The 22,469-nt window shown below is 59.2% G+C and carries 17 protein-coding genes and 7 pseudogenes; 11 read left to right on the top strand and 13 right to left on the bottom strand.

All coding sequences use genetic code 11. The features are described 5' to 3' along the window. Positions 1-298: 298 nt before the first annotated feature. A complete protein-coding gene (locus tag NKH70_RS24460) occupies positions 299-1,483 on the bottom strand; it encodes a glycosyltransferase family 9 protein (RefSeq protein WP_352453586.1) in 1,185 nt (394 codons plus the stop codon). A 320-nt stretch (positions 1,484-1,803) separates the two neighbouring features. On the opposite strand from NKH70_RS24460, the gene NKH70_RS24455 reads away from it, so the two are divergent. Further along, positions 1,804-1,980, top strand: coding sequence for a hypothetical protein (locus NKH70_RS24455; RefSeq protein ID WP_352457364.1), 177 nt, complete (start codon positions 1,804-1,806; stop codon positions 1,978-1,980). Between the two features lie 85 nt (positions 1,981-2,065). On the opposite strand, the gene NKH70_RS24450 is transcribed toward NKH70_RS24455, so the two are convergent. Beyond that, a complete protein-coding gene (locus NKH70_RS24450) occupies positions 2,066-4,132 on the bottom strand; it encodes a carbamoyltransferase family protein (RefSeq protein ID WP_353026226.1) in 2,067 nt (688 codons plus the stop codon). A gap of 1,013 nt (positions 4,133-5,145) precedes the next feature. Here NKH70_RS24450 and nadE point away from each other — a divergent pair. The 3 genes and pseudogenes from nadE to NKH70_RS24435 all read left to right on the top strand — a co-directional run. Then, positions 5,146-5,477: pseudogene (nadE, locus tag NKH70_RS24445) on the top strand (NAD(+) synthase); the annotation flags it as partial. A gap of 401 nt (positions 5,478-5,878) precedes the next feature. Then, the gene (locus tag NKH70_RS24440; protein ID WP_352474131.1) at positions 5,879-6,961 is read left to right on the top strand and encodes a sensor histidine kinase; all 1,083 of its coding nucleotides are present in this window, start codon (positions 5,879-5,881) and stop codon (positions 6,959-6,961) included. A gap of 661 nt (positions 6,962-7,622) precedes the next feature. Next, positions 7,623-7,880, top strand: a complete 258-nt coding sequence (locus NKH70_RS24435) for an aminopeptidase (RefSeq protein ID WP_352453904.1) — start codon at positions 7,623-7,625, stop codon at positions 7,878-7,880. A gap of 2 nt (positions 7,881-7,882) precedes the next feature. On the opposite strand, the pseudogene NKH70_RS24430 reads toward NKH70_RS24435, so the two are convergent. After that, positions 7,883-8,201: pseudogene (locus NKH70_RS24430) on the bottom strand (integrase); the annotation flags it as partial. 191 nt (positions 8,202-8,392) lie between these two features. Here NKH70_RS24430 and NKH70_RS24425 point away from each other — a divergent pair. Then, entirely contained in the window at positions 8,393-10,054 is a 1,662-nt protein-coding gene (locus NKH70_RS24425; RefSeq protein ID WP_353026224.1) for a tannase/feruloyl esterase family alpha/beta hydrolase, read from the top strand. A 242-nt stretch (positions 10,055-10,296) separates the two neighbouring features. Here the strand turns inward: NKH70_RS24425 and NKH70_RS24420 are convergent. Next, a pseudogene (locus NKH70_RS24420) lies at positions 10,297-11,420 on the bottom strand (site-specific integrase). A gap of 528 nt (positions 11,421-11,948) precedes the next feature. Here NKH70_RS24420 and NKH70_RS24415 point away from each other — a divergent pair. Beyond that, positions 11,949-12,917, top strand: coding sequence for a glycosyltransferase family 10 domain-containing protein (locus tag NKH70_RS24415; RefSeq protein WP_352453731.1), 969 nt, complete (start codon positions 11,949-11,951; stop codon positions 12,915-12,917). A 138-nt stretch (positions 12,918-13,055) separates the two neighbouring features. Here NKH70_RS24415 and NKH70_RS24410 read toward each other — a convergent pair whose 3' ends face one another. The 8 genes and pseudogenes from NKH70_RS24410 to NKH70_RS24375 all read right to left on the bottom strand — a co-directional run bounded on the left by NKH70_RS24410 (position 13,056) and on the right by NKH70_RS24375 (position 18,090). Continuing rightward, entirely contained in the window at positions 13,056-13,412 is a 357-nt protein-coding gene (locus NKH70_RS24410) for a hypothetical protein (protein ID WP_352453730.1), read from the bottom strand. A 266-nt stretch (positions 13,413-13,678) separates the two neighbouring features. Next, positions 13,679-13,834, bottom strand: a pseudogene (locus NKH70_RS24405) (ATP-binding protein); the annotation flags it as partial. Between the two features lie 71 nt (positions 13,835-13,905). Next, positions 13,906-14,190 (bottom strand): annotated as a pseudogene (locus NKH70_RS24400) (transposase); the annotation flags it as partial. A gap of 106 nt (positions 14,191-14,296) precedes the next feature. Beyond that, complete coding sequence (locus NKH70_RS24395) at positions 14,297-15,319, bottom strand: transketolase family protein (RefSeq protein WP_502895560.1); 1,023 nt, start codon at positions 15,317-15,319, stop codon at positions 14,297-14,299. Beyond that, the gene (locus NKH70_RS24390) at positions 15,316-16,155 is read right to left on the bottom strand and encodes a transketolase (protein WP_352453734.1); all 840 of its coding nucleotides are present in this window, start codon (positions 16,153-16,155) and stop codon (positions 15,316-15,318) included. The genes NKH70_RS24395 and NKH70_RS24390 overlap by 4 nt, the downstream gene beginning before the upstream one ends. Positions 16,156-16,174: 19 nt before the next feature. Further along, positions 16,175-16,927, bottom strand: a complete 753-nt coding sequence (locus NKH70_RS24385) for an SDR family NAD(P)-dependent oxidoreductase (protein WP_352453729.1) — start codon at positions 16,925-16,927, stop codon at positions 16,175-16,177. Positions 16,928-16,962: 35 nt separating this feature from the next. After that, positions 16,963-17,623, bottom strand: a pseudogene (locus NKH70_RS24380) (amidohydrolase family protein). Then, positions 17,623-18,090 (bottom strand): ATP-binding cassette domain-containing protein, encoded by a 468-nt coding sequence (locus NKH70_RS24375; RefSeq protein WP_353026222.1) that lies wholly within the window; start codon positions 18,088-18,090, stop codon positions 17,623-17,625. The pseudogene NKH70_RS24380 and the gene NKH70_RS24375 overlap by 1 nt, the downstream one beginning before the upstream one ends. A 122-nt stretch (positions 18,091-18,212) precedes the next feature. On the opposite strand from NKH70_RS24375, the gene NKH70_RS24370 reads away from it, so the two are divergent. The 3 genes from NKH70_RS24370 to NKH70_RS24360 all read left to right on the top strand — a co-directional run bounded on the left by NKH70_RS24370 (position 18,213) and on the right by NKH70_RS24360 (position 20,960). Continuing rightward, positions 18,213-19,184 (top strand): LysR substrate-binding domain-containing protein, encoded by a 972-nt coding sequence (locus tag NKH70_RS24370; RefSeq protein ID WP_353026220.1) that lies wholly within the window; start codon positions 18,213-18,215, stop codon positions 19,182-19,184. A gap of 343 nt (positions 19,185-19,527) precedes the next feature. After that, positions 19,528-19,992, top strand: a complete 465-nt coding sequence (locus NKH70_RS24365; protein WP_352682110.1) for a type II CBASS E2 protein — start codon at positions 19,528-19,530, stop codon at positions 19,990-19,992. 251 nt (positions 19,993-20,243) lie between these two features. Further along, on the top strand, positions 20,244-20,960 hold the full coding sequence (locus tag NKH70_RS24360) for a hypothetical protein (protein ID WP_352682112.1): 717 nt from the start codon (positions 20,244-20,246) through the stop codon (positions 20,958-20,960). Positions 20,961-21,030: 70 nt separating this feature from the next. Here NKH70_RS24360 and NKH70_RS24355 read toward each other — a convergent pair whose 3' ends face one another. Beyond that, on the bottom strand, positions 21,031-21,717 hold the full coding sequence (locus NKH70_RS24355) for a DUF4160 domain-containing protein (protein ID WP_352682114.1): 687 nt from the start codon (positions 21,715-21,717) through the stop codon (positions 21,031-21,033). A gap of 99 nt (positions 21,718-21,816) precedes the next feature. On the opposite strand from NKH70_RS24355, the gene NKH70_RS24350 reads away from it, so the two are divergent. Beyond that, positions 21,817-22,071: a hypothetical protein gene (locus tag NKH70_RS24350; RefSeq protein ID WP_352682116.1), complete on the top strand. Its 255-nt coding sequence runs from the start codon at positions 21,817-21,819 to the stop codon at positions 22,069-22,071. Between the two features lie 5 nt (positions 22,072-22,076). Further along, a pseudogene (dnaE2, locus tag NKH70_RS24345) lies at positions 22,077-22,455 on the top strand (error-prone DNA polymerase); the annotation flags it as partial. Between the last annotated feature and the right edge of the window lie 14 nt (positions 22,456-22,469).

Raw genomic sequence — 22,469 nt, 5'->3', positions numbered from 1 at the left:
AAGCGAAGTCGCTGCCATGACTGTCGCCGGACGAGCCCGGCTATCCCGAAGCTGATGAACATCTGACGCGATGGCGACTTTCGGGCCGTCACGCCACAAAGGAGGAACGGCTATGAAGGCTGGGCGGCGGCACTTTCATTCTCAGGCGCCGCTCTATGCCACCTGTCGGCCAATGTGACATCGCCACTGCGGTCCTTCGAACAAGTCGATTCGATTCTGAATTTCGGCCTTTAGGTGATTGTAGCGATTGAATCAGCGACAAGGGCTGGGCAATCGCGGTTGTGGTGACCGCGAGCCACTAAGCTTGTGCCGTACCCTTACAATGATTCATCAAGGCGTTTACCTCGGCAATCACGAGATCCGGCGTGATGTCGAACTTGCATCGGACTTTGACCGGACAATGCCGCACTTGGTCCAGACCACATCCGCGACATTCAATAACACTCATAAGCATGCTGACCAAGGGACCTCGAAACCCCCAAATCTCCGGTAGATGTGACGCCGTGAAAATGCCGATAGTAGGGCGGCCAAGCTGGGCAGCGACATGGCCGGTGCCTGAATTGTTCGAAACGACGAGGGCGGCCGAATTCACGAGACAATTGAATTCCAATTCTGACAAGTCGACAGCCGTCCGAATGTTCGCGGCCCCACGTTCCCTAGCTATCTTCGCAACCTCCTCAAGCGCTTCCAGGCATTCGCCACGGCCAACGAGGACCACCTCACCACGGGTCGAAAGAGCAGCGACAACTTTGCCAAAACTTTCAATCGGCCAATCTCGCAGGCTGGAATTGGAGAACGGAGCCACGACAATCGGGGCATTGCCTGTAGTCGAATTCTGTGGGTGACCCGCTCCGCTTTCGAAATAGGCAGCTGCCTTTGCGACCAGAAAGAGGAGGATTTCTGACACATGCTGGAGACGCACCTGCTTACGGTCAATGAACCAATCAAGCCATCTACGGGGGATTTTGTTAGCAAGCCCTATTTTTTGGACCAGCTTGTAGAAAATGGTTCTGCGCAGTTTCAGATTGAATGGCGCTATCGCAATATCGATCTGATGCATGCTGTACGGATCAACTATCGCCGCACGGTGCCTGGCGGGAACTTCAAGCAAGATCGGCCTTGTTTCTTCCGGAACACGCATATCAATGGCAAGATCAAACTCGCCGGTCAGCAGCGGCCTTATGTCCGCGGCTTCTTTGCGCGTTTTGACTTTTGGGTTGCGAGGAAAAAAGTCAAAAGCAACGTGATCGTCGGCGAGGTCGAACTGTTTTGCAGTAGCGATGTTCCAGCTTCCCACCACCAGCGTAATGTGGGCATGCGCAAAACGCTGACGAAGGTCCTTTAGAGGCCCTAGAGACATCCAAAAGTCGCCGACATGATCAAGCTTGAGGACCAAAATTCTCATCCTTGCGCTTGACTGTTCCGGCTCTTCCCAGCTGCGGTATATAATTTGATTGCCGTCGTGCTTTGTAAAATATGCCATTGCCATTCCGAAGATTATACGGTCAACACTGATAGCCCGGTGACGCGTGTGTAGGTTGGAGTGCTCCCCACTTTGTCCGCGTCTCCGCAAGAATTCTGCCATCAGATCCAAGCCGCGCTCCAGCAGGAGCTGTTGGGCGAAGTCTGCATCTCTAGCGATGGTAGCGCGCCAAGAAAGCCAGCTATGTCCCGACCCGCAATGTGAGGGGCTTCGTCACGGTCTCGCATGCAGTGAGTTCGGCAACGCCGAGTAGACGGTGATCGCCAAGCCGCCGTCCCCAGATCTCGGAGCATAACGGCAGTGGCCTCGCTCTTTGGTCGATGCTGATCCTGAATGCGACCGTCGCCGCCGGCGACGACACCGCCGGCCGCATTGACCGTCTCGGGCACGCCCTGTCGCTGTGGTCCCGCATCACGGTCGCTAGCAAGGACCCGCCGCAGCCGCTTTTTTCTGCGCGTCCGGTCGTCCAAGGTGAAGTGGACGAATCAACCCTGTGATGAAGTCGACTGCCTGCCAGCGGTGAGGTGGCAGGCGGCATCGATGAACACCATTATTCGCCGAGCTTGGATAGCGGCACCTCTATCACGCTGAGAGCCTGTTATGCTGGTCCAGCGTTTGATCGCAGTCTTGATCCATGCGAGCAGCTTGTGAGGGATGCAATCGAACGAGGCGCTGCTCCCACAGCCGTCGCAGGCCCTCCATCAGAGCTTCACGCTTAGCCTGATCCGGCGCAATTGTATTGAGGAGATCTCCCAACACGGCTTCGCCCTCAATCCGCATCAGCAGATTAAACAAGTCGTGTGAAATTCGTACACTGTCACTGCTGAAGTGGGTCGTGCTGATCTCGCAGTGAGTCTCCCGACGATCTGGCGCTTTGTAAGCGCGGGTTTGATGGAGGGACACATAGGGCGGCAACGAAACCGCAAGCGCAGTCCAATCCTGCAGCGTTGTAGCCCGCTTTTTTACCAGGAAGGGCCCGACCACAAGTCCATCCAGCTCTGTCGTCAGAAAGGTGGCAATCGCGTCTGCAACCGAATCCACGATCGGTTCGGCATTGTTGTTAAAGGACGTATTGAGCAGAATTGGAGTGCCTGTGCGCTTCTTGAACGCATTGATGACCTCCCAGTACGCGGGATTGGCGTTGCGCGATACTGTTTGCAGGCGAGCGGTACCGTCGACGTGCGTGATGGCACCGAGCAAGGCGCGCTTTGAGTCACGCACGCGAACGACGAAATTCATGAATGGAAATTCGTGCCTACCATCCGGGAGGTCGAAAAATTCGCTCGCATCCTCCTCCAGCACAGATGGCGCGAAGGGCCGATAGCCTTCGCGCTTCTTGACCATCGCATTGATCCGGTCCTTGTTTGCGGCGGGCCGAGGGTCGGCAAGAATGCTGCGGTTGCCCAGCGCACGTGGCCCAAACTCCGAACGACCCTGCACCCAGCCGATCACGGCGCCGTTGGCGATCCAGTCGGCTGCACTGCTTGCCACGTCATCAGAGCGTTCAACCTCGAGATGTCCGGCCCATGCATTCAGTTCCTGTTGCACGGCGCGCTCGCTCCCGAGATCAGGACCCCAATAGACCCCCTGCAGTCGCTCACACGGCGCGGGGCTGCCCATCTCGTTAGAGACTATCAGCGCAGCTCCCAATGCGCAGCCAGCGTCGTGAGACGCGGGTTGCACGAAAATGTCTTCGAAAAGCCCTGAATACAGCAGCTTACCGTTCATCGTGCAGTTGTGGGCCACCCCCCCCGCCAGGCACAACCGCTTCATGCCGGTGGCCTCACGGTGATGCCGGAGAATGTGGAACACGATCCGCTCAAGCGCTTCCTGCAGTGACGCACTCACATCTCGATGCTGCTGGGTGAAGGGCATTCCCTTTCGCCTGACCTCGATATTGCGGAGCAACGCCGGACCGATGCGGTCGAGGTGAACACGGTAGCCACCGCCGTTGGCGGAGAGCTCGTAGAACTGCTCGAAGAGCTCGCGATAGGGAGCGGGGTCGCCGTAGGGCGCGAGTCCCATTACCTTATACTCGTCGAACAAGCCGTAGCCGAGATAGCGGATCGTCTCGAGATAAAACAGCCCAAGAGAATTGTTCTCGGGGAAAGCCTCGAGTTGCGTAATTTCTGTTCCAGACCCTACCGCCAAGAGGCCCGATAGGAAATCACCAGAGCCATCAATCGCTAGAATGAGACTTTGTTCGAAGCCCGACATTGCAAAGGCGCTCACGGCGTGCGCCTGATGATGACTTACGAATGAAATACGCGAACTGTCCAACTTAGTGCCGAACTCACGCGTTAACAGATCCTGCACCAACGTTTTAGCATCCAACGGAATGGAGAGAATGTCCGGGTGGGATGCGGACATACCTTCAAGCATGGCGTTGGCATAGGGCTCGCTGGCGTAGAGCGCGACACGATCAATGTCGTTGAGCTGAACCCCCGCCGCTGACAGACAGTATTGAATCGAACGAATTGGGAGCTTGTTGGAGTGTTTCATCCGATTGAGGCGTTCCTCTTCGACGGCTGCTATCACCCGTCCGTCTCGGACGAGCACCGCGGCGCCATCGTGCATAAAGGCGTTCCGAAGCTCGAATCGGTTTTCATGGACTTGGTCAAGTCCGCCGCTAATTCCTAGACACAGCATTTCTTTCTCCACATAGTGACGGGCAAGCCAAATTGGCCTGCCTCAGACCGTTTCCAACTAAATAGGCCGCGTTGTCGCTTGCAGCTGCAACCGCCTGTCAGGCATCACCGGCATCAAAGAACGCCTCATAAGGGTCCGCCTGAATCAACATGAGATGCTTCGATCGTGGCGCCTGCCATTCCATGACGCCGAGAGCTTGGCTGGATCATCGAATCTTGAGCGGCTGCTGACTTGCATGCCGGCGATGCCGTTTTCATCTGCAGCACGAACTTGTGACGCGGGCTGCCTATATCCTTGCGAAGGGGCGGCTGTTGACGAATAATGCCGCGCCGTGAACTGGCCCGATTTCATTCCCCGAAAGACCGTCGCACAGGCGACTGACATGTGCTGCACTGTCCGCCTGCTTCCCGGTCGCACATCCGATAACGCCTTCGCTTGTGCAGGAGGCCGCATCGCGTCATTCGTCGGCCAAACATGGCACCGACTGGAAGCCCGGCAATACCGCGTAGATGTAAAGTGCGCTGATGTTGTATGGTAGCGCTGCCGGCCGGGTCTCCAATCCTCTGCCCAAACGAGCGGACTGCCTGCGGCAAAAAGCCCGCCACAAGCAGAATCGCGCTGGGCAGCTGGCTCGCCTGCAAGACTTCGCAGCTCAGGAACATTGGGGACGACTAGCGTCGAACCGCCGACATGATCGGCCAGTTGCAACTCACTTCTCGGCACGACCTCCACTGCACGTCAGGGCGCATGGAAGATTTTCTCCTTTGGATGGGTGACCGGTGCGGACGTGCTTTTGTCCATGCAAGATTTCCGAAGAGTTATGAAATCGTTTGTTTCGATCAAAGTCATCCACGCTATGAATAGCTGCCGGACATGCGCTTCAAAGGGGCTTCAGGCTTCCCGGATGGCTACTCCGATTCGAAGCGCGTGGCATTCCATGCGCTCTATGACAACATTTTTCAGCAAAGGGTATGAGAGCAAACCCACACTTCTTTTTCAGAAGTCGCTTCGAAGCAGCCGAGGCCTTGATGGGCTTCTTCACCAAGTTCGGCGATGGTGCCGCAGACATTCTTCCTCTTTCCGGGCTGAACAAGCGCAGAGTTCGCGCCTTGGCAGTGTATCTGGGCGCTCCGTCTGATCTTGTTGAAAAGATCCCGACCGCCGACCTGGAGAACCTCGTCCCGGTCTCACATACGATGAGATTGACGACTTCCTCGAAGGCCAAGAGATCAACGAAGCGGCGCACAGGCGTATACTTCATGCGCATTCCAGCACAGCCCATAAGCGAGCGCTTCCCGTCACAACGATTGCCATGACGGGTTCGATATTTAGGCATCGGCAATAGCGTCTCAACATACACGATCGATGGGCTTGCCGCAGTTAGGCAAGCGGCCTGAATTACCGCTGGAGCGAAGCGCTGCTCTTTCAGCCCGCATGCGGTCATGAGGTTGACAGTGTCGGCACGTATCGCCGAGGCCGGCACGCGAACTCATTCTCCCTGAATGCCTGCTCTATCGATCTTCCGCAGCGTAACCACTTGACCGGTCGCTTCGACATTCCAGGCACCTGGATTCTAGCCGATCCTTGCCGCTCTCCTTCGGCCGGTCGCAATGCTGGACGTGCGGCCGTTACGCGATGCAGAGCTGGTTGTCAGATGCGTGATGCGAAACGTGAGATGCAGCTCCAGTTTTGGCGATGGCGGGCTCGCCGCATTGTTGATATCATCCGCACAGAACAGGCGCGCAAATGACATCGGATTCAGAGAAGGCTGAGGCGGTCGAGCAGTTACTTGATACACCTGACCTTGCAACCGCACTGGAAAGCGAACAGTTCAAGAAATTCCTCGACCAGGTGCCGATCGCCATAGCCGTTTCGGACCTTGCCGGTGAAGAGCGCGTGGTCTACGCCAATCCGGAATTCGAGAAACTCTCAGGCCTGATGGCCGCCAGGCTCACCCAAGAAAACTGGGCGGCCCTTTTAGGCACGGGCCTCCATCAGCAAAAGGACAGGCCGCTAGCCGAGGCGGTGGTCGAGGGAACCGATTTGGTCGGCACCTTCAGGCTGGAGCGCGGCGAGGACAAACCCGCGATCGTCGACGTTTATTCCAACGTGATCGAAGACGATAACGGCAAGGTTTGCTTCCGGCTGGTGGCGCTGGTCGACGTATCGGCTCACGGCGAGGCGGGAGATCAGCGCTCGGTGGAGGAGCGTGTCAGCGAGAAAGACACGCTGCTGCGCGAACTGCAGCACCGGGTGAAGAACAACCTGCAGATGATCACCGCGCTGATCCGGCTGGAAAGCCGCAACGCGACCGAGGCCGACCGGAGAAGGTTTGAGCGGCTTGCCGGTCGCGTCGACGCTCTGGCGATCCTCTACCAGACGCTAACGGCCGACGAGCCGAAGGAGGAGGTCGATCTTGGCGTCTATCTCAGCCAGATCGCGTCCGCGGTGATGAGCTCGCATGCAGTCGAGGGGATCCGGCTGGATATGAAGGTGGATACATATCCCGTGTCAATAAACGTCGCCATGCCGGCCGGGCTGGTCGTAAACGAATTGCTGACCAATTCACTAAAGCATGCGTTCCGGGGCCGCGATGGCGGCACGATAACACTGCACAGCGTCGTCGATGGCGACGGCTGCCGGGTTATAGTGGCGGACGACGGAATCGGCCTGCCGGAAGGCGAGGTGTGGCCCAAACCAGGCAAGCTCGGAGCGCTGATCGCGCGATCGCTGACCGAGAACGCCAAGGCGCAGCTAGCCGTCGAGTCCAGCGCCAACAAAGGGACGAAGGTGACCATCGTTTTCAAGCGGTCGGCGGCAGCAAGCTGAACGGTTGCTGTCGAACTAGCAGGCTGGCGGCTGGCTTCATGTCGCGGCTTTGAGCAGGTGGCTGCAAATAGGCTAGGTCGCCCTTCACGGCCTGCTTCACATGGTCGAGGTCTTCCATTATGCTCCAGGCTTGCTGCTTCCGACTTCGGCGGCCAGTCCATCCCCACCTAGCGGAAGGCACTCCCGCCTGATTACGTTGCGGCTTGAGTCTTGACGGCGGGGGCACCTGACGCCTTCGCGCTCATCACGCGCGGGCCGGCAATTCAGCAGCGAGTCATCGCTTGGCCAATCTTGCCGAGGACGAAGGTCTAACCTACAAATAAAATTGGTCCGACTGTTCGTGGCCGGAGGTAACCGCGAATTTGCGCTATCGGGACAGGAGAGCAGTGCTGTAGGCAAACCGCGATGCGTGCATTCGTTCGATTGGTTCTACGATTATCCTGACGCCTGGGGTGACCAGTTGCACCAGTATTTCCTACTACGCGCAATCTTTGTAGGGTCATGTGCAGATCATCGCGGCCCGCCAAGACATCGGAAAACTGATCGACGATCCTTCAACCCCTGAGATATTGCGCGCCCGAATGGCATCGGCGGCCGCCACATAATAGTTTGCGGCAAAGACGGCCGCGATCGAACGGCTGAGGACGCGCTCGCCAACAGATTGCGCGACAGACGATGGGGTGGATACCGCGGATACGACGCCTGGTTCGATGCTCCGATCAACAACGCGAAGCTCGCCGCGACTTCCGTCTACAGCGATTCGGTTCAAAGGCTTGGCGCGTTGGACAAAGCTCGCCGCGCCGAAGCGCGATGCATAGAAGCCGGGATAGTCGCCCGAACACAAGTCGAACAAGCGGAGTGGTCGACCGTTTCGTCCTCCCCGGGGACGAGCCGGTTGCTCTGGCCTGGGGCGACCTGATGGGTCTTGCGGAGCACCGTCTCCAGCATGGCGATCAGGTCTTCGGGAAGTATGGCCTCATTCTGCACAGACGGTTTTGCATGGCTGTTACGGATGCCGGCGGGCACGGTGGCGATATGGCGGTCCTTTCGATCGAGCGGCTCGCCACGCTGCGTATAATTCCACGCCAGGGAGGAGAGACGGCGCTCGATCGTCGCCACAGAGTTTGGTTTCTTGTCTCCTGTAACCTTTCTGGATGCACAGGCCGTGATGTAGAGGCCGACGGTCTGCGGATCAGGCGGCAACACCTCCGAGGTGCTGCCGGCGCGCCCAGGCGCAAAAAATCCGCTCTCGACCGAGCGGCGTCAGACCGGTATTCTTATGGATGTTCATCCGGTCCCCCTGGAGTCACTGAAGCTTCGACAATCTCAGCTTTCCCGGTTCGGACCGGATGGACAAGCTACTGAAAGCTCACAACTAGCTACCAATGCGATCAGCTTTCGGGCTATCGGGCGCATCCAGGGAGGATGGGTATGTTCTTGGCTAACGGGCTCAAGCTGCGGGACCGCGGGTGCACGCTGGCACTGATGTTGGCGATCATATGTGTATGTGCGCCTGCACTGGCGGCAAACGCGTCGGATCAGGCGTGCCGGTCCATCGCCAAGCTCAAAATTCCAAGCGTGATCTTTACCGAGGCTAGCCTTCAAAAGCCGCAGGAGATCCCCGCAGATCCCTTCACTGCATTCGCCGGCGCCTCGCCTCAGGCGGTAAAAGTGGGCGGGCACTGCCTTGTCCGAGGTGTTATCGGGAAACGCCAGGGGGTCGATGGTCAATCATATGGCACCCGGTTTGAGGTGCGTCTTCCGACGACCTGGAATGACATGTTCCTTTTCCAGGGCGGCGGCGCAGTTGATGGCTTCCTGGCGCCGGCCGTCGGGACCATTCCTTGCCGGAACTCGACCGCGGCTCCCGGGCTCTTGCGCGGCTACGCTGTTGTAAGCATGGATGGCGGGCACCCAAGCCCCGATCCGGCTTTCGGGGTCGATCAAGCCGCACGCATTGATTTTGCGTACGCCTCCATTGGCAAAGTCACTTCGGTCTCGAAGCAGGTGATTGCAAAGTTCTATGGGGCGGCTCCGAAAAAGTCGGTGTTCATGGGATGCTCGAATGGCGGTCGTGAGGCGTTGATAGCGGCTCAGCGATATCCGCTCGAGTTCGACGGCATTGTTGCAGGTAGCCCGGGTTTTCGTCTCAGTGCCGCCAACATTGCCGAAGCCTGGGATACTCGCCAGTACATGAGCATCGCTCCCAAGGATGAGGCCGGCCATCCCATTCTATCCCGCGCCTTCTCCCAGCAGGATCTGAACATCGTCGCCAAGGCGGTTCTCGCTGCCTGTGATGCTCGCGATGGCATTGAGGATGGCGTCATCAACGCCTGGCAGCAGTGCCGGTTCGACCCAAAGGTCCTGTCCTGCCAAGGCGATAAGACGGACAGCTGCCTCACGGCTGGTCAAGTGCAGGCCATGAGCCGCGCGTTCGCGGGTCCGGAAAGCTCCGATGGCGAAAAGCTTTACAGCGATTGGCCATATGATACGGGCGTTGCGGGCGCGGACTGGAGAATGTGGAAGCTGGGCAATTCCCCCACTTCCCAGTCGGATGCAAATAACATCGTTCTGGGAGCCCGCTCGCTTCAATACTACTTCATGACGCCCCCGGCGCCGAATTTTGACCCCCTGAAGTTCGACTTCGACAAGGATCCGGCACGCGTTGCGGATACGGCCAAGCTCAATGATGCGACCGGCACGTATCTCGCCAGCTTCGCTGCCCACGGTGGAAAGCTGCTCTTGTTTCAGGGACTTTCCGATCCGGTCTTCTCAGCCAACGATCTGGTGCGCTGGTACAAGCAAGTCGTCGAGGTCACAAGCGGCGGCGATTTGGAAGCGACTCGCCGTTTCGTGCGCATGTTCATAATCCCGGGGATGACCCACTGCGGCGATGGCCAAGCCTTCGACGACTTTGATCCTTTGGCCGCCATCGAGGGCTGGATAAACCAAGACAAGGCTCCGGATTCTCTCGCGGCTGGCAGCAAGGCATTCCCCGGCAAGCACCAGCCGATCTGCGCTTATCCCACTCAAGCTGCCTATGGCGGTAAGGGAAATCCCGATGAGATCGCGAGCTATTCGTGTCGGGGATAAGAGACCTCGTCATTTGTTCGCTTCAATCTGCGCGCATTCCCGGAACAGGTCTCCCGGACCAAGGATCGGTTGGAAAAGCTAAACCCGGAATTTGTGGGCCGTGCCATAACGCAGTTGATGATCATGCCTGACTACGAAGCGTCGGCCGCCGATAGTCTGGACACAGCGCTCGCTGTGCTCGATGAGGTAATTGTTATCGCCTGAGATCTGACCGCCTCATCCCAGCGGACAAAACGGGGGCATCAGAGCCCGGACGCCTTGGTGAGATTTACGCGGAAACGATCGCGCCGGCGCTGATAATTTCGCGTCATCTCCGCGGAGGCATGGCCGAGCTGTTTTTGCACATAGCGTTCGTCGACCTCGGCCGACGAGGCGAGGCCGGCGCGCAGTGAGTGGCCGGCGAATTTCTTGGCCCGTTCGCCCTCCGACAGATCGCCGCGCACGCCGGCGGCGAGCGCCGTGCGCTTGACCAGGCGTGCGACCTCCTGGTCGTTCAAGCGATCGGCACCGACGGCTCTGCCTTGACCAGCAACGCGCCGAAACAGCGGTCCGTGCGCAATGCGCGCCAGTCTTAGCCAGGTCTGCAGAGCGACCACAGGGCAGGTGGCGTCGGAGGAGCCGCGGCCGATTTCGACCTCGCGCCAGCCGGTTTTGCGGCGCAATGTGACAAGCAGACCCTTATCGGCAAAAATCTCGACCCAGCCGCGCCCGTCCTCGGTCTGATCCCTGCCGACGTCGAGGCCGACGATTTCGGATCGGCGAAGGCCGCCGGCGAAACCCAAAAGCAGCATGGCGCGGTCGCGCAGACCACGCAGCGTGCCGCGGTCGAGGGTCTCGAAGATGCGATCAGATCCTCGGGCAGGACCGCTTCCTTCTGCCGGGGAGGGGAGGCGTGGGTGTTTCGAACGCCAGCCATCACCGTGGCGATATGCCGGTCCTTGCGGTCCAGCGGCTGGCCGCGCTGGGCAAAATTCCAGGAGAGCGACGAAAGCCGGCGCTCGATGGTTGAAACGGTGTTGGGCTTTTTGTCGCCAGTGGCCGTACCTGACGCGCAGGCGGCGATATAGAGCCCGACGACCTCAGGATCGGGCGGGAACATCTCGATGCCTTGGCGCCGGCACCAGCTCGAAAAATGCTTCCAGTCGGCTGCGTAGGCGCGGCGCGTGTTGGCCGAACTCGCCGCCTCGATATAATCGCGCGCGCGGCCGGCGAGCGCCTCAAGCTGCGCAGGCAGGCTGGGATTGGCAATGGCTGGAAGGGGAGGGGACGAGGCTAGGTCGGCATCGCCCATCTGCATGACGATATCGATGATGTCGGGCAAAGCCGCGGCGCTTTGTGTGTGAAGCTTGTCCGAAATTCGTAGCATATTTCGGACATCTTGACCGTCACTTCGTCCGAAATCGGACCACAGATTTCGGACAAAGCCCCGGCATCAACCCGCCAATATCTCGATCTGCCGTCGCCGCTGCAAACGTCGCCTGTAAGAGGCGAGCCGCCTCTAAACTGGTCGTATAAATAATAAGAATGTAGTCAACTTCCATATTTTAGAGGGCACGCATGCTGCCACTCAACCGGCCTGATCACCACACAAAGTGAGGAAGAACCTGGTTAGGTGCAAAGCGACAATTGCCTCGACAGCGGGTCCCGGAAGGTTTATGCTGCCCAATCTTACCGCAATCCGAAATGGCGATTGAGTACCTTCACGAGTGAAGGGATTCCCGCGGTCTTAGAGATGAGTTGTCGAATGGCGCGAAGTCGCACAGAATCGCGAAGTCGCACAGAATCGTGTGTTTGATACCGATCAGGATCGCGAGCTATTTCAGGCGCAGAGAGGTCTTGCGCCCGATGCACGAGTTGCTCCCGGTCCAACGGAAGTGAATGGGGTGGAACTGCTTTGTCGACCAAATTGTTGACGGAACGTCCGGCGCCCATTGTTGCTACATGTCTGGATTCTTGGGGCGTTTTGGATGATGCAATCCACCATCTCACTCCAAAGGGCAGTGGAATCTGGAACAATGTCGCTTTTGTACGCAGGACATCCTTCGCGCCCGATTGGCATATTGTCTTTAACTCTGCTTCTATTTTTGGGCTCCCTGTTGATATCGAGGCGAGTCCAAACAGGACAATTTTTGCAATCGGCGAACCGCCGACGAAAGCTCATCGCGCATTTCATGAAGGGCAAGGGAAAAATACCATCGTCCTGACGTCTGACGCAGAGCTGGCTGCTCGGCAGAATGCAGAGCGCCGATTCGTTTTGTCTCCACCTATCACTCGGTCTTGGTCTGTAACAAAGACATATGACCAACTTCTGGTCAGCGAAGTCGTGGACAAGCCGCTTCGGCTCTCATGGATTACCAGTAACATCGCCCTGCTTAAAGGGCATCGATATCGGCTGGCGTTTCTGGAACGGCTGAGAGAGGAGCTCGATTTTGACCTGTTCGGCCGAGGTTTTCGGCTGATTGGAGATAAATGGGACGCACTCGCACCGTACCGTTACAGTATAGCTTTCGAGAATACTCGTGCTGATTACTATTTTACAGAGAAGCTTATGGACTGCTTCGTTGCTGAAACAATGCCGATCTATTACGGCAGCCCGGCAATCACGAGGTTCTTCCCTTCCGACTCAATGGTTCTGATTGACCCAGAGGACAAGAACGTAATCCAAAAAATTCAAGAAATCATCGACTCGGACCTCTGGAAGGAGCGTCGCGGCGCAATACAAGAGGCGAAGCGGTTGGTTCTTGAGAAATACAATACGTTTGCTTATCTCGCGGGCTTCATCGAAAGCGTTCACGATAAACCCTTACCGCCGGAAGTTATACACATCGGTTCGCCTGCGGTCGATTTTGGGACAGACGAATGAAGTACTCCAACGCTCGCTTCGCGTGCCCGGCGGTTGGTGGTCTGGCGAGATCGGTACGGAGCGCTCGGCGGAGAATGCCTACCTGCGCAGACGGGCCGGCACGGGCGCACGAGGTCATGCGCCCCCGGCTGCCGCTGATCAGACGAACTGGGGAAGGCCAGGAACGGAATTGAGGACCTCGTCCACGAGTTCGTCGCCGGCATGTTCCTTGGCGAAGGCGATCGTCTCGTTGGCGATGGCGGCGATCTTTAGAATGCTGAGACCCTCACTCATCAATTGCTGGCCGAGCCCCATGAGGCCGCCTCCGCCCTCTGGGTCGTTGCCATGATACTTCGCCACTAATTCCGAAGCTCCGGGAATGGCCGCGATCATGCGCGCAACGGGACCGTCGGCCGCGTGGCGTTGCAGGAAACCCAGCATTAACCCAACGGCCTTCTCTGCGAGAGCCGGGCCGATGCCGGCACCAGTGGCGATGCGCGATAAGAATTCTTCCATGGCAGGGTTCGTCTCTCTTTAATGAGGTTTACACGGGGCCGGTCCGGCGCCCAAAGCGCCCTTGGCCGAACCACAATTGAACTCCACAAAAATAGGCCGGCGGAAGTGCTATTGCAACTGCGCGTAAAACCGCCTCTGTCAACGCAAGCTGCGTCGGACGTGCGTATTTCGCAAAAACGGGACAGTCGTTCCGCTAAATCGCGGACAGCAGTTTCACTAATTCGCGGACAGCAGGATGGGGTCGGCGCTCGGTTGCCTGGTTGAAGTCATTTGCGATTGATTTCGCCGTTTTCGGCGCCGGTCAAGGGCGGCGGTGTTTTTTGCTTTCTCATGCTGTCGCCTTCGAGGGTGATGCGATGGGCGTTGTGGATGATCCGGTCGAGAATGGCGTCGGCTATTGTCGGCTCCGCGAATGCTTCATGATGCACCTTTCCTTGATCGCCTGGTCCGTTGCAGTCGGCGTTGAAGTTGATCGATCTGGTCGCTGGAAAGGTTTCCGCTTGGCCGCGGGCGTCACCATTTCTTTCCGACAAGATCCTTCAACGCGGCATTGTCGAGCATGGCGTCGGCCAGAAGCCGCTTCAGCCGCGTGTTCTCGTCCTCCAGAGCCTTCAGTCGCCGAGCCTCGCAGACATCCATCCCGCCGAAGCGGGCCTTCCAGTTGTAAATCGAGGCGTCGCTGACCCCGTGCTTGCGGCACAGATCGGCAACCGATACCCCGGCCTCATTCCTTCAAAATTCCGATGATCTGCTCTTCAGAGAAGCGGCTACGTTTCATGTCCTGGTCCTCTCGATGGGCCAGAACGAACTTCAAACCGGATTAGATAAGAGGGGCAAGGTCAAGGTCGATGACTCAACTGTTGTGTGGGGAGAGCTCTTACTTCTCATTCGCTCCAAATGCGGACGCGGCGCACGAGCTCGGAAGTTGAGATCCCGTAGCGATCGTGAAGCGTCGGCAGCGCGCCAGCGTCGAGGAACTCGTCGGGCAGGGCGATCTGGCGAAAGACTGGGGTCACTCTCTCGCGCATCAGCAGCGCGGCAACGCCTTCGCCAAGGCCACCAATGATGGTGTGGTTCTCCGCCGCCACCACCAGCCGTCCCGAACGGCGCGCGGCAGCGAGTATCGCCTCCGTATCCAGAGGTTTGATCGTCGGAACGTGCAGAACGGCGCAGCCGATCCTGTCGGCTTCAAGCGCCTTCGCGGCCTCCAGCGCGCGCATGGTCATCAGGCCGCTGGAAATGAACAATACGTCCGCGCCCTCGCGCAGCATTCGCGCCTTGCCGATTTCAAATGTATAGTCGTCTTCGTCGAGCACGACAGGAACCTTACCGCGCGAAAGCCGCATGTAGACCGGCCCGTTGTAGTCCGCGATCGCCTCCGTGGCCTGTTCGATGTCGAGCGCGTCGCAAGGGTCGATGATCGTCAGGTTCGGCATCCCGCGGAAAATCGCGATGTCCTCCGTCGCCTGGTGGCTGGGGCCGTAGCCGGTCGTCAGCCCCGGTAAGGCGCAGACGATCTTCACATTGAGTTTCTCCTCGGCGATCGCCATGCAGATGAAATCGTAGGCACGTCGCGATGCGAAGACGGCGTAGGTGGTGGCGAAGGGCGTAAAACCCTCCCGCGCCAAGCCGGCGGCGGCGCTCATCAGCACCTGCTCCGCCATGCCCATCTGATAGAAGCGGTCCGGATGCTCCTGTGCGAAGACATGGAGATCGGTGTATTTCGCGAGGTCCGCCGTCAGGCCAACTATCCCGGGCCGCTGGTGCGCCAGTCTGGCCAGTGTGTGCCCGAACGGCGCATTGCGTGTCGGTACGCCATCGGGCGCGATCGACGCGATCATCGCCGATGTGGTCTTGCGCTCACCGGCATTGGCGGCGTGGCGCGGCGCGAACTTTGACAACCTCAACGCGGACGTCCCTTTTCCAAAGCTTCGAGCGCTAACGTCCATTCGTGCGGTTCGACGCGGATGAAATGCGTGATGTCGCGGGTTTCCAGGAATGGCACACCCTTGGCCATGCGCGTATCGCAAACGATCACACGCGGACGAGGTTCCTTCAGGCCGCGCGCCATGTCGAAGGCCTTGCGGACCGCCTCGATGTCGTTGCCGTCGACGCGCTGCGCATGCCAGCCGAACGCCTCGAACTTGTCGGTCACCGGTTCGGAGGAGAGCATGGCCGTCGACGGACCATCGGCCTGCTGATTGTTGAAGTCGACAATGGCAATGAGATTGTCGAGCTTGTGGTGGGCGGCCGACATCGCGGCTTCCCAGGTCGAGCCCTCACCGAGCTCGCCGTCGGACAAAAGATTGTAGACGAAACTGTCGCTTCGCTTGCGCGTCAGCCCCATGCACATGCCAACGGCAATGCCAAGGCCGTGACCGAGCGAGCCGCCGGTGATCTCCATGCCGGGCGTGTATGGCGCCATGCCGGACATCGGCATACGGCTTTCATCGCTGCCATAGGTTTCGAGCTCTTCCTCCGGCAGCACGCCCGCTTCGATCAGAGCCGCGTAGAGCGCGATCGCATAGTGTCCGATCGACAGCAGGAAGCGGTCGCGTCCCTCCCACAACGTGTCCTCCGGCCGGTAACGAAGCGCATGGAAATAGGCGACGGCAAGCACGTCGGCGACACCCAGCGCCTGTCCAACATAACCTTGGCCCTGGACTTGACCCATCCGCACGGCGTGTCGGCGGATACGATAGGCTCGTTCGGCCAGGCTGACATTGCTGCCAGCGCGAGGCATCTCAAGCTCCGTTGTCCACTCAGCCATGGATTAGCATCCCACCGTTGACATCGATCACGGCGCCGGTGATGTAGCTGGCCAGATCGGAAGCCAGGAAGAGATAGGCGCCGGCTACGTCGCGCGCCTCGCCCAGCCGGCTGAGCGGGATTCCCTTGATGATGTCGGCGCGCATGGCGTTGGTCAGTTTGCCGCCGGTGATGTCGGTCTGGATCAGGCCCGGTGTGATGCAGTTGACGCGGATGCCTTCGGGACCGAATTCGCGCGCCATGGCCTTGGCAAGCCCCAGAACACCCGCCTTGGCAGCCGAATAGTGCGGGCCACCGAAGATGCCGCCGCCGCGCTGGGCCGAAACTGACGACATGCAGATGATCGAGCCGCCGCCATTTTCGCGCATGTTCGGGATGAATGCCTGGCTGAGATGGAGCACGCCGCGTAGGTTGACATCGAGGATGCGGTCCCAGTCAGCCGCGCTGATCTCCAGCGTCTTGACCGGCTGCGTGACGCCCGCATTGTTGCAGAGCACATCGATCCTGCCCAAGGTTTCTGTCACTTGCGCCGCCGCCCTCTTGCAGGCGTCGAGGTCCGCGACGTTGCACGCAAGGCCGATATGGTCGGGTCCAAGCGACGCAGCGGCGTCACGCGCTTGCCCGTCATCGAGGTCGAGTATTGCAACGCGAGCCCCGTGCTGTACCATCAGCGCTGCCGTGGAGCGGCCAATTCCCCGGGGGCCCGCGGCCCCCGAAATCACCACGGCCTTGCCCTTCAGCAACAAGTCGAACTCTCCTGCTATTTCTGTTTGCCGGCGATCTAAAGTCGGTAGAACCGGGCGGCGTTGTCATGGAACAGCGCGAGCCGCTCCTCGTGCGGGTGGGCGATCGTAATTTCCTTGAAGGCGTTCAAAATGGCGTCGAAGCTCGAGAACAGCTTGTCGACGGGGAAGTTCGTCGCGAACATCGAGCGGCCGACGCCGAAGGCTGCGATCGCCTCCTCGATGCTCGGCGCCGTCGACCTGCATGCCGGTGTGATTGAGAATGATCTGCACGTCGGGAAAGTCGCGCGCCAGTTCGAGGAACTCGCTCATCTGCGGATAGTAGAGCTGCGGGTCGAAGCTCAGCCCGCGCTTCGCCAGCTCCCGGAAGCCGCGCCGCCATTCGGGCGTACGACTGACCTCCGGCCGCGCCAGATAGGTCTTGGCGGGGTCGGGATGATAATTCATCGGCTGCCGCATGCCGCGGAAGTTCGGATATTCCATGTGGCGGTCGAGGAGGTCGCCGACGTCGGGTTGGGACAGGTCGGCATAGCCGACGATGCCATGCGGAAAGCCTCGCTTGTTGGCGATCTCCTGCAGCCAGCGCGTTTCCCCAACCGGATCGCCGGGATCGAGAAGCAGCACTTCGGCTCCGGTGGAAAGGGCACGAGCGATCCGGACGATCTGGCCTTCGTGGAGGGACAATTTGCGTGCCGGCATTATCGATGATCGCTTCGCCGATCGCTGGGTCGATCAGCTGGAGCGCTCCGAGCGCAGTTTCGCGCGTGCGGCGACGGCTGATCTGCGGCCAGCCCGACCTCGCATGCACAATGCCGATGTTTTCCGCGACCGGACAGCTCGGGCAACAGCGCCAGCTCCTGATGCACCACCGCGATGATCGGGCTGTTGTGGTCGGCCTTCGACGAGGCGAAGCCAATCTCGCCGGCTTCGCGTGAGGTCAGCCCTGTGACGATGCGGATGAGAGTGCTTTTGCCGGCGCCGTTGCCGCCCAGGAGCGCGTGGATTTCGTCGGCCCGGACCTGAAAACTCACACCCCGCAGGACACGGGTTGCGTCATAACTCTTCTCGATATTCGCAGCTTCGATCAGGGGCTTCCTGGTCAATACCTGTCCAACTCCCGGCACGTTGCCGGCGCTACCCAAGCTTTGGGTTGAACTCGGCTCCATCCTGTATCTCCTTCCGGGACCACTGTGCGACCGATTGACATTCGGCTCAATTTTCGTTTCTTAACATTCTGTGTAGCTGAGCTTAACTGACGAGGACGAGGTCAGACATCAAGTTCAATTCGATGACGCATTTCGAGGCAGTCGCGCGGCTCGGCGGCGTGGCAAAGGCCGCTCAGGAATTGCAGGTGACACCTTCGGCGGTTAGCCAGCAGCTGCGGCTGCTCGAACACCAACTCGGGGTGCGGCTTTTTCAGCGCGAAAAGCGCCATCTCTCGCTCACGATCGACGGTGAGCGGCTCTTCCAGACCACGACCCAGGCTTTCGAATCCATACGCGAGGTGCGTAATGCCATTGTGCGGCAGCGCGAAAGCTTCCAGCTTAGCCTGCGCGTCAGTCCTTCCTTCGGCGAGAAATGGCTGGCGCCGCGGTTGGCCGAGTTCAGCAAGGGCTATCCGAGCTGGAATTTGCGCGTCGACGCCACGCCCAATTTCTCGGATTTCGAAACGGAGGTCATCGATCTTGATCTTCGTTATGGCGACGGCGGCTGGGCCGGCCTTTATTCGGATTGCGTCGTCAACGATCTGATCCTGCCGATGTGCTCGCCTTCCTATCTTGCCGAACTGCGCGCGATCTCACCGGATCCGCGCGAGCAGCTTCGCCATGCGCGGTTGATCGACAGTGTGAAGGCCTATTTCCGGTGGGATTATTGGCTGCCGTGCAACGGTATCCAGGGCGCCCGCATGACGTATCCCTATCGTTTCGACCGTTCGTCAATGTCGGTTCAACTGGCGAAGGACGGTGCAGGTGTGGTCCTGGAAAGCACATCCATCGCATTCGAGGACCTGGTGTCGGGTTCTCTGGTTGCGGTCTCGATAGAGTTCGAGGTCATCGAGTTTCCGGGATACTGGCTGGTCTGTCCTTCGCGGCATATGAACCGGCGCGCGGTTCGCCTGTTTTCGGACTGGGTGTCACGCGTGGGTAAGCGCGACACCGATCTGGCTCGCCGGTTTCTGGCGGATAAGCAACTGCGCATATCGTTCGAACGACGGCCTCATTTCGGGGCACGGGATGACAAAGCGGCGCCAATGGCGTGAACAGTTCGGCGTTCAAGACATGGCAAGACGAAGATTGACAGCACGTTGCGGTTGAGGAGCTGGCAAAACGCAGGCTGTGTGCAAGCGAATGGGTTGGCCCCGCTTTTCATTTTCCGCGTAGCCTGTGCCTGTGGCTGCCCGCGCCACAAGGCGTTGGTGCACAAATGTGGCATTAGGCACAATCAGCTCTTTGATGCCGCATGCTATGTCGGCCTTGCCGGGCAGCGAACGGACTCCGGGCGTGCGCACGGCGCAGCCGATGGCGACCTCGGTCTGCTGAGCCGAAAAGGAGCGGGCTCGCAGGCGACGTCCGATCAGCCCCTTGTAGCGATTTCGGTGATTAATGAGCTGGTCAACCCGTCCTGATCTCACGCCCGCACAGCAATTCTTGTTCCTGCGAGCGAACCCGATTTGTGCGGGCGACGGTGCGTTGAATACAAAAGGCTTGACCTGGGAATGTCATGTTCGTCCCACGCCGTTGAGTCGGGAATATCGCGTCCGTCTGAGCTATGAGCGAGGCGGATCAGCGAAAGCTGTCGTGCTGGAACCGGACATTCAGCTTCTTGGTGGCGAGAGAAAATTACCGCACGTCTACCGTGATCCACTCCGACTCTGCCTGTACCTGCCCAAAGCGCATGAGTGGGTGGGGTCGATGCGCCTGGACCAGACCTTTATTCCATGGATTGCGACATGGCTATTCTACTTTGAAGAATGGCTGGTTTCTGATGAATGGAAAGGCGGTGGCGAGCACCCCGATCCAGATTCGAGCGAGGTCATCCGCCGGGCCGTTCGCCGGGCCACGCGGTAGCAAGGGGAGAAGGCAAACAAGGCCTCACTTTTCGGTATCGGTGCGCGGTGGCAGGGTACCTGCGCGTGCGTGGCGATGAAGCGCAGCAGCCGGTTGACGGGCTCTCAACCTCATCGGGTCAGGGACGATAGTGGCACAAGGTGTCATCTGACCTTTAGCCATGTTCTGGGCGCCCTTCTCGTACAAGAGTGTTGTCAGATACCTCAAATGCGTTGAACGTGACGGTGTGATCTATGCGGACGGAGAGCCAGATGGGGCTGATAAACCTAAGTCACCGCGAGAAGCAGGCCATCGGCGCGATTAACAGCAGCGAGCTTCATGACTTGGTTAATCAGGCCATCAGTTCAGAGCACCTCGGAAAACTCAGCAGCCTACCACTCTACGACTGCGGAGAGTACGTGGCCACCAAGCTTCGGTACTTCGATCGAGCGCTTGCGGCGTATAGGATCGCGAAGTCGGCCAAGAAGCGCGAAGAGACGCTATATTCCGCTCACAAGGCCGGCAGTGATCTGACTTTTGCGTTCGCCCAGATAAAGCAACGCATGGAGGTCGAGGAACGCGAGAGCCAGCTATTTTTTGTCTACGATCCGACGATGCCTCCATTTGGTCTGACCCAGAACATGCAGGTTCGCGTCAGCTACCGGTGGCGCCGGGCGACCGGGGATGAATGGACTTCCGGGTCCATTGTCTTCAAGCACAAGGTCCGGCCCCGTTTGGACTGTCTTGCACTCGCTCAGCCGAAGCCTAAGCGAAAGCCGAGCGCCAGGAAGCTTGCGGAGAACCGTGAGAGTGACCTGCATTACGAACGGGAGCACTTTGAGCGGTTGGCTCATTGGTCAGTGCGCGACTATTTCCGGGCGGGCCGTGACGGAGCGGGCATTCCAGGTCAGTTTGAGGTTAGGCTCGGTGACGATGACCGGCTGAACAATTTCAGCGCTGATTTCTGGGGGCGCAACGTGAGCTCCTGAGGACTAGTCGCCCGCTATCGCGTTCTGCTGAAAATTGACGGGGACGATCCGGTTGTTTGCAAGAAAGAACTCACCGAGTCCATCGCGGTCGCCATGGGTTGGAATGCGATGAACCGCCCGCGATCGCGACCTTATGTGCAGCGGTGTTTGGCGCTTTTGGCGGTGCGGAGCTCGCGGGTTTCGGAAGTTTCTGGTCGTCGGGCCGGGTCGCGTGCCACTCCTCGAGCAGGCTCTTCTTGTGGTCCTTCACGGCACGAAGGGCAGCAGCCTCGCCGCGAAGGCTGCGCTTGCCGGCCACGACGCGAGGTTCTTCCTCGATTGAGATATTGATGTCGCCATCCTGTAGTTGGACCTTCACGTGGGGAAAGCCGGCGTGCTGCGACTCGTTCGGGTAGAGCACCATCTTAAAGCCGGTGTTCGCCTTGACCGTCACTTCGTCGAGACGGACCGGCCCTTCGGGCAGCGTGATCAGCCCGTCCTCAAAGCTCTCCATGAGCGCGGCGTGAAGCGGCTTTGAAATCTCTAAGGTTTCTTGCTCGGGCAGGACCCCTTGAGAGGCGAGCTGACGAGCCAGAGCCGCCTCGACTTCCTGCGCATCTTCACCAGCGTCGATGAGTTGCCTCGCTGCTATCGGGTAGGCGCCCGTCAGGGCCTCTTCGAGCGCCATGCCTTGGTTAATCATGGGCGCGGCGATTTTTCCCACACGCTCGCCGAGCGCAAGCTCCACGCGGGAAAACTTCGGCAATTCGTCGGTCATCAGATCAACACTCCATATCTGAACTGTGCCTGCAATTGACTCTTCCGTCACGGGAACAAAGATAGAACATATCGAAAAACGGAGCCGAGCGCGACGGGCATGGCCATGTCCTCGAACAGTCGTGAATTGCGCGAACTTCGGGGGCGCATCGCACGCCTGGAAAGCGGCTCTGCACGCCGGCGCGAGATCCTACTCTTCGGCGTCCCCGAAATCGCTCGCGTGCTGCTGGGAGGAGGGCTTGCGCTGGGGGCGCTGCATGAGGTCGCCAGCGGCGCTAACGGGGCCATCGACGGAGCGGCCGCCACCTTGTGGGCGGCCGGTGTCGCCGCCCGAAAGCGCGGCCGGATCCTCTGATGCATCACCTGTCGCAGCACCCCGGTGGATTCGTCCTGACCCACGACCACCTCGATGAGCTGGTGCCGATCGAGCCGGTGCTCATGGCCGATCGGCAGGTCATCGAATGGGAGAAGGACGATATCGACATTCTCAAATTCATGAAGGTGGATGTTTTGGCGCTAGGCATGCTCACCTGCATGATGCGCAGCTTCGATCTCCTGGCCGAGGGGGCCTCACGCTCCACCTCGCCACCCGGCCGAGGATCCCGCGACCTACGCCATGATCCGCAAGGCGGACACGATTGGGGTCTTTCAGATCGAGAGCCGCGCGCAGATCTCGATGCTGCCGAGGATCAAGCCACGCGATATCGTAGATCCCAGGCTGAAGGTGGAGCCAATCAAAGTCAAAACCCGCGA

The sequence above is a fragment of the Mesorhizobium sp. M0991 genome (assembly GCF_040318915.1).
In the GTDB taxonomy this organism is placed as follows: Bacteria; Pseudomonadota; Alphaproteobacteria; order Rhizobiales; family Rhizobiaceae; genus Mesorhizobium.
Note: the sequence above shows the minus strand (reverse complement) of the source record. Positions and strands in the feature narration are given on the sequence as shown.

What these genes read in the sequence shown, in the direction of transcription:
- NKH70_RS24460 (WP_352453586.1), bottom strand. Translation starts at nt 1,483, where the DNA reads ATGGCATATTTTACAAAGCACGACGGCAATCAAATTATATACCGCAGC.
- NKH70_RS24455 (WP_352457364.1), top strand. Translation starts at nt 1,804, where the DNA reads ATGCTGATCCTGAATGCGACCGTCGCCGCCGGCGACGACACCGCCGGC.
- NKH70_RS24450 (WP_353026226.1), bottom strand. Translation starts at nt 4,132, where the DNA reads ATGCTGTGTCTAGGAATTAGCGGCGGACTTGACCAAGTCCATGAAAAC.
- NKH70_RS24440 (WP_352474131.1), top strand. Translation starts at nt 5,879, where the DNA reads ATGACATCGGATTCAGAGAAGGCTGAGGCGGTCGAGCAGTTACTTGAT.
- NKH70_RS24425 (WP_353026224.1), top strand. Translation starts at nt 8,393, where the DNA reads ATGTTCTTGGCTAACGGGCTCAAGCTGCGGGACCGCGGGTGCACGCTG.
- NKH70_RS24410 (WP_352453730.1), bottom strand. Translation starts at nt 13,412, where the DNA reads ATGGAAGAATTCTTATCGCGCATCGCCACTGGTGCCGGCATCGGCCCG.
- NKH70_RS24390 (WP_352453734.1), bottom strand. Translation starts at nt 16,155, where the DNA reads ATGCCTCGCGCTGGCAGCAATGTCAGCCTGGCCGAACGAGCCTATCGT.
- NKH70_RS24375 (WP_353026222.1), bottom strand. Translation starts at nt 18,090, where the DNA reads ATGGAGCCGAGTTCAACCCAAAGCTTGGGTAGCGCCGGCAACGTGCCG.
- NKH70_RS24370 (WP_353026220.1), top strand. Translation starts at nt 18,213, where the DNA reads ATGACGCATTTCGAGGCAGTCGCGCGGCTCGGCGGCGTGGCAAAGGCC.
- NKH70_RS24365 (WP_352682110.1), top strand. Translation starts at nt 19,528, where the DNA reads ATGAGCTGGTCAACCCGTCCTGATCTCACGCCCGCACAGCAATTCTTG.
- NKH70_RS24360 (WP_352682112.1), top strand. Translation starts at nt 20,244, where the DNA reads ATGGGGCTGATAAACCTAAGTCACCGCGAGAAGCAGGCCATCGGCGCG.
- NKH70_RS24355 (WP_352682114.1), bottom strand. Translation starts at nt 21,717, where the DNA reads ATGACCGACGAATTGCCGAAGTTTTCCCGCGTGGAGCTTGCGCTCGGC.
- NKH70_RS24350 (WP_352682116.1), top strand. Translation starts at nt 21,817, where the DNA reads ATGGCCATGTCCTCGAACAGTCGTGAATTGCGCGAACTTCGGGGGCGC.